The sequence below is a fragment of the Sedimentitalea nanhaiensis DSM 24252 genome, assembly GCF_000473225.1.
Lineage (GTDB): Bacteria > Pseudomonadota > Alphaproteobacteria > Rhodobacterales > Rhodobacteraceae > Sedimentitalea > Sedimentitalea nanhaiensis.
In genome coordinates, this window is sequence record NZ_KI421509.1 from 1,823,921 (window position 1) to 1,834,582 (window position 10,662).

At 60.6% G+C, this 10,662-nt stretch carries 6 protein-coding genes; 2 read left to right on the forward strand and 4 right to left on the reverse strand.

Annotated elements, in window-relative coordinates:
• Positions 1–147: 147 nt before the first annotated feature.
• Together NANH_RS0110710 and NANH_RS27435 are read left to right on the forward strand one after the other, a co-directional pair.
• The gene (locus NANH_RS0110710; protein WP_245601444.1) at positions 148–1,953 is read left to right on the forward strand and encodes an autotransporter assembly complex protein TamA; all 1,806 of its coding nucleotides are present in this window, start codon (positions 148–150) and stop codon (positions 1,951–1,953) included.
• Positions 1,950–6,935 (forward strand): translocation/assembly module TamB domain-containing protein, encoded by a 4,986-nt coding sequence (locus NANH_RS27435; protein WP_051372366.1) that lies wholly within the window; start codon positions 1,950–1,952, stop codon positions 6,933–6,935. The genes NANH_RS0110710 and NANH_RS27435 overlap by 4 nt, the downstream gene beginning before the upstream one ends.
• A gap of 90 nt (positions 6,936–7,025) precedes the next feature.
• On the opposite strand, the gene NANH_RS29690 is transcribed toward NANH_RS27435, so the two are convergent.
• The 4 genes from NANH_RS29690 to NANH_RS26015 form a co-directional block, all read right to left on the reverse strand.
• Positions 7,026–7,304, reverse strand: a complete 279-nt coding sequence (locus tag NANH_RS29690) for a hypothetical protein (protein ID WP_027262042.1) — start codon at positions 7,302–7,304, stop codon at positions 7,026–7,028.
• A gap of 396 nt (positions 7,305–7,700) precedes the next feature.
• Positions 7,701–8,708, reverse strand: coding sequence for a type I glyceraldehyde-3-phosphate dehydrogenase (gene gap, locus NANH_RS0110725; RefSeq protein ID WP_027262043.1), 1,008 nt, complete (start codon positions 8,706–8,708; stop codon positions 7,701–7,703).
• A 491-nt stretch (positions 8,709–9,199) separates the two neighbouring features.
• The gene (locus NANH_RS0110735; RefSeq protein WP_027262044.1) at positions 9,200–10,210 is read right to left on the reverse strand and encodes an AraC family transcriptional regulator; all 1,011 of its coding nucleotides are present in this window, start codon (positions 10,208–10,210) and stop codon (positions 9,200–9,202) included.
• A 190-nt stretch (positions 10,211–10,400) separates the two neighbouring features.
• Positions 10,401–10,662: ATP-binding protein (locus tag NANH_RS26015; protein ID WP_036049709.1), on the reverse strand; the 262-nt coding region annotated here is incomplete at its 5' end.

Genomic DNA, 10,662 nt, shown 5'->3' on the forward strand with positions numbered 1-10,662 from the left:
GTAATTCGCTTGGCAATGCTGTGCCTGCTGGCCCCTCAGGCACAAATTGATGTTTATTCACTGTCCAGACATGCTAATTAACCTTTAAACTCTGACCGCTCCTCTTGGTGGTCCGGAACAAGGAAACAGGCAATCTGGAGCCGTGCGATGATGAATACCGGTCGATGCCTGTCGCTGACCCGCGGTCTGGTCGCGGGATGCCTTGCATTGGCACCCGGCCTGGCCTTTGCCCTGACAACTTCGCTGAATGCGCCCGGCGCATCCGAGCAACTCCAGGATCGGCTACGCGATTCGTCCTCGGCACTGGCGGCCGAAGAGAGTGGGCTGGATACGGTCCAGGAGATCCTCGCCGCTGCGATGGCGGATTATCGCACGCTGGTGCAAATCCTGTACGACGAGGGGTATTTCAGCCCGGTGGTCAACATCCGCGTCAACGGGCGCGAGGCGGCAACCATTCCGCCCCTGTCGCCTCCGCGCAGCGTCGACAGCATCGCGATCACCGTCACGACCGGAAAACCGTTTCGATTCGGAACCGCGCGCATTGCCCCTCTGGCCGTGGGCACGGAACTGCCCGACGGGTTTCGCAGCGGTGCCCCCGCCAACACGGGCATCTTGCGCGATACCACATCCATCGCCGTGATCGCATGGAACAATGCCGGACACGCCAAGGCCGAAGTCGGCGAACAGCGCATTGTTGCCAACCACCGCCAATCGGTGCTGAACGCGGATATCGAGGTCCTGCCGGGGCCAAAGTTAAAATTCGGGCGTTTGATTGTGCCACGGAATTCGGCGGTGCGACCCGAAGCGCTGGAAAAGATCGCGGCCTTCCCGTCGGGAGCCACCTATGATCCGGCCCAGGTACAAAAGGTCGGAACCCGGCTGCGGCGTACCGGGGCGTTTTCTTCGGTCGGTCTGCAAGAGGCCGAGACCCCGAACCCCGATGGTACGCTGGATTTCGTCGTCACCCTCGCCGATCAAGCGCCTCGGCGAATATCGTTCGGGGCCGAAATCGCTTCGACCAACGGGGTGGATGTGACGGCAAAATGGATTCACCGCAACCTGTTCGGGGCGGCGGAACGGTTCCAGTTCGAAGCGGCCATACGCAATATCGGCGGCGAAGAAGACATCGATGGCGGGATTTCGATGCGCCTGGATCAGCCTGCGGCATTGGGCGGCGACGACAACCTGTTCTATCTTGCCCTGTTGGACCGCGACAACAACACCCATTACAGCCTGACCCGTTTCGCGTTGGGTGTGGGTGTGCGCCGGGTTTTTTCCGATCACTTTTTCAGCGAACTGTCAATTTCAGGAGCGTTCCATCGTTCGGATGACGCCTTTGGAGACAATCGCGATTTCCGCATGATTCCCATCCGGTTGCGCAGCCAGTGGGACAAGCGCGACAACAGCGTCAATGCCACGCGAGGCTATTTCCTGGATACGTTGGTCACACCTTATATCGGCTTTTCCGGCACCAAATCGGGTCTCGCGCTCTATGGCGATGCGCGCGGCTATCTCAGCCTGACCCCCACGGCAGCCATCGTGTTGGCGGGGCGCGCGCAGATCGGTTCGATCCTCGGCCCCAGTTTGTCCGAGATCTCGCCCGAATATCTGTTCTTTTCCGGCGGAACGGATACGGTGCGGGGCCAACCATATCAATCGCTGGGCGTTCCCGTGAACGGTGGCATCGCCGGAGGCAGATCGTTCCTGGGCCTGCAAACCGAGGTGCGTGGGCGCGTGACCGAAAAAATATCGCTGGTGGGGTTCTTTGATATCGCCGCCGTGGACCGCAAGCAATGGATCAGCAGCAGTTCCGAGTACCAATCCGGTGCGGGGTTGGGCATTCGCTACGATCTCGGCGCACTTGGGCCTCTGCGCCTCGATCTGGCCATGCCGGTCGACGGCACGACAGGTGACGGGCTGCAATTCTATATCGGGATCGGACAGGCATTTTGAGACGGATTCTGGCATTTTCCCTGGTCGCGCTTACCTGGCTCTCCTCCCCCCTGCCGGCGCAGGACGACACCGAAGAATCGGGCGGCTTTCTCGTCAACTTGCTGCAAGATAATCTGTCCGGCGAGAACCGTTACATCAAGGTGACCGGGCTGGACGGCGCCCTGAGTTCGCGGGCCACGATCCAGAAAGTGACTGTGTCCGACGACGACGGTGTCTGGCTGACGCTTTCCGATGCAGTTCTGGACTGGAACCGGCTGGCTCTGGTGCGCGGGCGCTTTTCGGTCAACACGCTGAGCGCGGAAGAAATCGTGATCCTGCGCAAGCCCACGCCGACCGAGACCGACGATGACTTGCCAGCCCCCGAAGCCACCCCGTTCCAGGTGCCGGAACTGCCGGTCGCTGTCGAAATCGGCGAACTGCGCGTTGAAAAAGTGGCCCTGGGAGAGGCGCTGTTTGCGGGCGGTGCCGAACTGACGCTGAGCGGCGCGTTGTCGCTGGCCGACGGCACATTGGACACCACTCTGGCGGTGTCCCGGCTGGACCGCCCGAGTGACGAGTTGAACCTGATTGCCGGATTTCAGAACGAGACCAGCCAGATCTCGCTGGACCTCAAGCTTGCCGAGGCCGAAGGCGGAATGGTGACACAGCTGCTGGATGTGCCGGACCGGCCTTCGATCTTGCTGACAGCCAAGGGCCAGGGTCCGGTAACGGATTTCACCGCCGATATCGGGCTGGCATCGGCTGACATCGAACGCATGGCCGGACAGGTCCGCCTGCTCAGCGTGCCAACCCCCGGAGCCGAAGACGCTGCGACGGGCAGCATCGGATTTCAGGCCAATCTGGCAGGCGACATTACCCCGCTGCTGTCGCAGGACTATCGGTCGTTCTTTGGCACCGATCTCAAACTGGAGCTGGACGGGCGTTCGGATCCTGACGGGCGGCTGGCGGTCGATACGTTGAATCTGACCTCCAACGCCCTGTCGCTGAACGGAACGTTGGATATCGCCGGATCGGGACAGATCGAAACCCTGCTGCTGTCCGGACGGATCGCCCCCCCCGAGGGCACCGAGGTGGTCCTGCCGATGTCCGGTCCGCGAACATCCATCGGCGCCGCCAAAATTTCGGCCCGGTTACAGGCCGAAATTGACGACACCTGGGATTTCCAGCTGGGGGTGGACAAACTCAGCCGCCCGGACATGTCGCTGTCGCGGATTGACATCAGGGCGGACGGAACCCTTCATCAGGGCGAGACGCGGCAGTTGGACGGCAAGCTGGATGCCACTTTGGCGGGCCTGGCCTTTGCGGACGACGCGCTGAACCAGGCCATCGGGTCTGATCTCAATCTGAACGGCGCCTTCAAGGCGGTGGACGAAACCGCCTTTCAGCTGAGCGACTTCGTCGCGACGGGAACCGACTATTCCGCAAATATAAGCGCGGAAATCGACGGGCTGAACAGCGGCTTCCGCGTTGAAGGGCGCGCTGATGTGAATGCGAGCGACCTGTCCCGCTTTTCCGCACTGGCCGGACAGGATCTGGGCGGCGAAGTTTCCGCCACACTAGCCGGTATCGGATCGCCTCTGGGCGGGACATTTGATTTTGACCTGAATGCCGAGGCATTGGACCTGGCCACCGGCATTGCGCAGATCGACGGGCTGATCAAGGGGCGCACCTCGCTTGCGCTTTTGGCCGCCCGCAGTGAAACGGGGCTGGAAATCCGCGCCTTTCGCCTGGATGGCACCGCCCTCACCGCCGATGCCACTGGGGCCGTACGCAGCGGCGGCACCGATCTGGAGTTCAACGCCCGACTGGATGACGTGAACCGCGTCGTGCCGCAGATGAACGGCCCACTGACACTGAAAGGCGATGTGTCCCAGACCCTGACACAGATCTCGGGCACGGTGCGGCTGGATGGCCCCGACAACTCGTTCGCCGACGTTCAGGGCATGCTGGCCACGGATGGCGATATCGACCTGACCTATGACGTGACGCTGAACCGCACGGAACAATTCCTGCCGCAGTTTCCCGGCACGCTGATGGCCAAGGGAACGGCCAAGCGCAGCGGTCCGGCGTGGCAGATCGAAACCGATGCGCAAGGCCCCGGCGGCATCATCGCCGAGATTACCGGCGCGCTGGATCCGTCCGAAGACATCGCGCTGGATCTGCGTCTGGCCGAGCCGGCGGGCGGACCGGTGTCCACGCTGCTGAAAATTCCCGAACGCCCCTCTCTGTTGCTGACCGCCAAGGGTCAGGGGCCATTGGTCGATTTTACCGCCGACATTACGCTAGCCTCGGACGAGGTCGAACGGCTTGGCGGGCAAATCCGGCTGAACCGCATCGCCGCACCGACCGCGCCGACACGTGCCGCGCCCTCGATCGGATTTGCCGCCGACCTTGCGGGTGACATCAGCCCGCTTCTGGCCGCCGCCTACCGCGAATTCTTTGGGCGCGATGTACAGCTTGCGCTTGACGGGCGCACGGATCCTGACGGGCGGGTGGCAATCGAAAACTTCGATCTGACTGCGCGGTCTATGATCCTGAACGGAGCCTTGGATTTGGCCGGTAACGGGTTGGTCGAACGGGCGGTGGTTCGGGGCAGGATTGCCCAGCCCACCGGAGATGCGGTGGTTCTGCCCCTGCCCGGCCCGCCCACGACAATCGGGTCCGCGATGATTTCTGCCCAGCTTGGGGCCAATCAGCCGGATAGCTGGGATCTGCGGCTGAATATCGACGATCTGGCCAGCACGCAGGTCAACCTGGCCCGCGCCGAGGTTGATGCATCAGGGACGCTGGACCAGTTGGAGAACATGCACCTGACCGGCACGATTGCAGCTGCGCTGCGCGGCATCGGTCTGTCCGATCCCGCCCTGGATCAGGCAATTGGCAGCCAGGTGCGCCTGAACAGCGACTTTCAACTGATCGAGCAATCCACCCTGAAATTGGCCAAGACCGTTCTGACAGGCATCGACTACTCCGCCAAGCTTGACGCCGAAATTTCCGGACTGGACGGTGACATCCGTTTCGATGGTCAGGCCGAGGCCCGAGCACAGAACCTGGCGCGGTTCTCCGGTCTGGCAGGGCGCCCCATCGGCGGATCGGTGCGGGCCAGCGCAAAAGGCAACGGTGCCGCCACCGGCGAGACCTTTGACCTTGTATTGAACGTACAAACCGACGATCTGAGCAGCGGTATCAAGCAGATGGATGCATTGGTCCCTGGCACAACCACCCTGGAGCTGTCGGCCCTGCGCGACCGTACCGGATTGGAAATCCGCTCGTTTGATCTGAACGGTGTCGCACTGACCGCAGATGCGGCCGGTGCCCTGCGCAAAGACGATGCCAATTTCGATTTCAATGCACGCCTGGACAACGTCGCGCGCGTGATACCCCAGGCCCCCGGTCCGTTGACAATCAAAGGCACCGTCCAGCAGACCGGCGATGGAATAGACGGCCAGTTGCGCGCCGATGGGCCAACGGAATCGTTTGCCGATCTCAAGGGTGTGATGCAGCCAGACGGCAGCTTGGATCTGGATTTTGATGCCACACTGGCCCGGCTCGAACGGTTTCTGCCGGACTTTCCCGGCGCGATCAATGCCAAGGGAAAGGCAAGCCGCGACGGTGAAACCTGGCAGATCGACTCCCGTGCTTCTGGTCCGGGTGGCCTGTCCACCGAAATCGACGGCACCGTGAACCAGACGACGCTGAATTCGGATGTGACTGCCAGAGGGCAGTTGCAACTTGGGATCGTCAACCGGTTCATCACCCCCAATTCGGTCAAGGGCGCCGCGAATTTCGACCTCGCCCTCAAAGGACAGCCCGCTCTCGAGTCGCTGAGCGGCACGATCAGCACCACAAATACCAGCGTCGCCATCCCGGCGGCGGTGCACACGATCAAGAACCTGAACGCAAATATTGCGTTGGCAAATGGACGTGCCGATATATCCGTTTCAGGTGGGCTGGGTGCAGGTGGACAGGTCCGCATCACCGGCCCCGTCACATTGGCACCTCCGTTTGATGCGTCGATCCTGACCGAGATCCAACAGCTCGTGGTGACAGATGGCTCGATCTACAAAACCCTGCTCAACGGTCAATTGAAATACAATGGCACCGCCACAGGGACCGGGGCCATCGCAGGGAATATTCTGATCGGTGAAACCCGTATCAACATCGCCGCCGTCTCCGGCTCTCTGGGGGCTGCGCCGATTCCGCCGATTCAGCATGTGGGCGAAACAGGCCAAGTTGAATTAACACGCGCGCGCGCTGGCCTGATCGAAACCGCAAGCAGCAGCCCGGGACCGGATTTGGCTCTGAATGTGGGCATCTCAGCACCTAACAAGATATTCGTCACCGGGCGCGGGCTGAACGCCGAGTTGGGCGGCAGCATTCAGGTTCGCGGCACTGTGGCAAATGTTCAACCCGCCGGTCAGATCAATCTGATTCGCGGACGGTTCGATATTGCCGGCCGCCGTCTGGCATTGTCCAAAGGCCTGGTGTCCCTGCAGGGCAATCTGAAACCCTACATGGAATTTGGTGTCACCTCCAGCACCAGCGACGGGACCGCGTCGCTGGACATCGAAGGCCCACTGGACGCTCCCAAGATTACGATCACCTCCGATCCGACCCGCCCGAGCGGCGAAGCCCTGGCGATGCTGGTCTTTGGCAATCAGTATTCTGAACTTTCCCCGCTGAAGATCGCTCAGTTGGCAGCTTCGGCGGCACAGCTGAGCGGCGCTGGAGGAGGCACCAATTCCATCCGCGAAGGGCTGGGCGTCGATGACCTTGACCTCAGCACCGATGACGACGGCAATGCGCAGGTTGGTGTGGGAACCTATCTTGCCGACGGCGTCTATACCGACGTGAGCGTCAACACCAAGGGCGATACCGAAGTGAACCTGAACCTGGATGTCACCGACTCGCTGACTTTGAAAGGCACGGTCGATAGCACGGGCGAGACCGGGCTGGGCGTGTTCTTTGAACGCGACTACTAGGGCGGTCCAGCTGGGATTTGAATCGGCGTAGGGCGCTGTCAGCGCCCGGCCGTGCGTAAGAAACGGGCCGCATCGGCCTCAAGCCGCCCGTCATGGAAAACCGGGTGAATTGATCCGTTCCCAGGCCGCACAGAGCGGGCGCATTTCGCGGAATGCGTTGTTCCGGCAGATTATCTGGATCAGAACACCGCTCGTGACCCAAACCCGTCCCGCCATCGCCACGCCCAACGACACCTCGCCGCCGGCGTCGAACCGCGCGTCGGCCTGGGGCAGAGACCCCGACCACACAGGGGTGACGAGCGACAGATCGACAAGGATCAGGGCCGGCACAATCCGCCGCCAACTCTCCGATACGGCCCGATCACGCACTGCCGTCGCCTCAGACGAACCGATCGACGTAATTTCCCAACTGCCCGGCGAATGAGGTGAAAGAGGTGAAAGAGGTGAAAGAGGGACATCCCCTGCCCTCTTTCACCCGGCCGCACTCGTAATCAAAACAACCAACTTGATGCCCCCAACCTGGCCGTGCCTCTGTTTAGCACCGCCTTCGAGAAAGTGTGGATTTTATTTAAAAACAGATTGTTTCCGACACAAATGACATGCAAACAGCGGGCCCTTTTGTCGCTTTGGAAATAGTTCCACCGCCCATCTATTCTTTGGCTCCGGCATGGAAACAATACTGCGATGCGCAGCTTGCCGGCTGGCCCGGCGAGGTACTCTTCAAACGGTGCAGCAACGCGAATCTCAGGTCGAGAGCATTGGCAATCAGGCCGCAGCGGCCATCATCGCGACCGAAGTGTCCAGCATCCGGTTGGAGAACCCCCATTCATTGTCATACCAACTGAGCACGCGAACCATGCCACCATCTCCGACATGGGTTTGCGCAATTGCCAGAACCGACGAATGGGGGTTGTGGTTAAAGTCAGAGGACACCAGCGGCAGATCGCTAACCGCGAGGATACCATGCAAAGGACCAGACGCGGCGGCATCGCGAAGGGCCTGATTCACAGCGTCGGCGGTGGCCGGGCGCGTCGGCATAAAAGTCAGATCCACAGCTGACACGTTCGGCGTCGGCACCCTGATGGCCGAGCCGTCCAGCCGCCCTCGAAGCTGCGGCAGCACCAGACCCACGGCCTTGGCCGCACCCGTAGAGGTCGGAATCATCGAGAGGCCCGCCGCGCGGGCGCGATACAGATCGCTATGCGCGGTATCAAGGGTCGGTTGATCGCCAGTATAGCTGTGGATCGTCGTCATGTATCCGGTCTCGATGCCAAAAGCACTGTCTAATACCTGCGCTATCGGCGACAGGCAGTTGGTGGTGCAGGACGCATTCGACACAATCCGGTCCGCATCCGTCAATGTTTGGTGATTGACACCAAAAACGATCGTCTTGTCCGCATCGTCGCCCGGCGCGGAAATCAGGACCCGGCCCGAGCCGTTTTGCAGGTATTTTTCCGCTTTAGCGCGTGATTTGAACACGCCGGTGCATTCCATGGCCACATCCACATCGCCCCAGAGCAAGGCCGCCGGATCGCGTTCTTGCGTGACCCGAATGTGTTTGCCGTTGACGATCAAATCGCCGCCCCGCGTCGACACGTTTGCATTCAGGTGCCCATGCACGGAATCAAACTGCAAAAGATGTGCGTTCATTTCGATCGAGGCAAGATCGTTGATCGCGACGATTTCGACATCCTTTCGCTCACTTTCGATCCAGGCGCGCAGGAGACACCGGCCGATCCGGCCAAATCCGTTGATAGCAAGTTTGACGGCCATTGATTTGATCCTTTCGAACGAAGCGACATCGGCGCACGACACCATTGATAGCGCTAACAATTCAAGTATCATCTGGCTTGGGCATTTGCCAGCAGAACCTTTGCAGTGAATTCAGACCGGTCTTCAACGCGACCAGCGCACCGACCCCATTGGCCGAATCACCCCCCGGCGGCGGCAAGGGTTCGCGCGCATCCAGTGCATTCAAATCAGCTTCGGCAGCGATCAGGGCCAACAACATGTGGTAAGGCAAGCCGGCATCGCGGCAACCCGCTCCTGCCTGGAGGCTCCCGGCACGGCACAGGTGTCCAGCGACATGCCGATGAACACAACACCCTTGAGCACCGATTGCGGCCTGTGTGGTCATATCCAGACCGGCGCCCTGCTCCGCGACGCCTCGGCAATCGCCTCGCGCAGGCTCTGCGGGAACTGACTGGTCCGGTCGGGAACGTTAGGAGACGCATTCGAGGTCGGTGAATCAAAAGCTGGAAGCACTATCCCGTGCGGTACTGCCCAGGAGTCCGCCCCAACCATCGCTTGAAGGCCCCGCTAAAGCTGCTAAGGCTGGAGTACCCCAAAAGAAAGGCGATATCGCCGAGGGTAAGATCGCTGTTTTTCAGATAGCTGACCGCCAGAGATTTTCGCAGGCCTTCCAGCGTTTGGAAGAACGTGGTCTGCTCCCCGGCAAGTCGACGCGCCAAGGTGCGCGGGCTCATCCCCAATGCACGGGATACGGTGTCCTGATTGGCCGCGCCGATCGCCAAACGATCGGCAATGGCACGTTCAACTTCGACAATCAGATCCGAACCCGCACGCGTCTTGCTGTGCAGAATCTTTTCGGCATAATCGGTCAGTACCTTGTACAGATCGTCGTCAGCAGTGGCCAACGGCAGATGAAGATCGGCAGCCGCAAAAGTGAACATGTTCTCGGGCGCACCAAACTGAACCGGACATCCCAGGACCCCCTCAAGCTCGGCGATATTTGTATTTCGCAGATGACGGAATGTCATCTGCCTAGGAGCAACCGGACGGTTGGTCGCCTGCCGCAGCGACGACAGGATACCCGAAGCCCCGAATTCAACGTACTGACGGCGATTCACCGTGTTGGAAACACTAAAGTGCCACCGCAACCGACCGCCTTGCGCCAACTCGGACACGTCGATCTCGATGGCATCCGAAAAAACGCGCCGATACCGGGCTATGTTGTGCAGGCAGTCCAATACGGTGGGCGCGGTCAGCCCAACGTAACAGACCAGCCCGATCTTGCGCATTTCACGCGACTCGCCACGCCGAAATCCCAGCAGGTCGTCACCTGTTAACTCGGAAGCGTACTCAAAAAAGGCCGCGATATCGGAAAAGGGGGCCTCGGGGTTGTCCTGGCGCATAAGCTCCGGTTTCAGAGTGGACCGCTCGAATATCTGCGCCTCGGAAAACCCCTGTGCCAACAGATCCAATGCCAGCGTTTTGACAAAAACGGCACTGTGCCGCGCGTTTGAATGGGGCATCGACTCAAACGGTCCTCGAAATGTTGCGCTTTGGAGCGGTCATGACGGGCGATCAAGCGATGGACCGGCCCCGCCGCAACGGAACATGCCTGCAAATACCACTCATCTGTCTGTGACTGTTGATTGTCGCTGAGAACTGACCCGGCATTGTCACCGAGACTTGACCCACCCAGCTGTTATGTTCTTTGCGTCATGATGGCGTCAATGCTGCTGTCTCCTTTCGTTTCTTTTTCGCTGTCTCCGAGCTGGCCTTGAACCGATAGCTGTCATTGCCGGTCTCCAGGATGTGGCAGCGGTGGGTAAGGCGGTCGAGTAGCGCGGTGGTCATTTTCGCATCGCCGAACACGCTGGCCCATTCGCTGAAGCTCAAGTTCGTGGTGATGACGACGCTGGTGCGCTCGTAGAGTTTACTGAGAAGGTGGAACAACAACGCGCCTCCCGAAGCGCTGAAC

Bases quoted from the DNA above. Each gene is read 5' to 3' on its own strand.
- NANH_RS0110710 (WP_245601444.1), top strand. From the start codon at position 148: ATGATGAATACCGGTCGATGCCTGTCGCTGACCCGCGGTCTGGTCGCG.
- gap (WP_027262043.1), bottom strand. From the start codon at position 8,708: ATGGCCGTCAAACTTGCTATCAACGGATTTGGCCGGATCGGCCGGTGT.
- NANH_RS0110735 (WP_027262044.1), bottom strand. From the start codon at position 10,210: ATGCCCCATTCAAACGCGCGGCACAGTGCCGTTTTTGTCAAAACGCTG.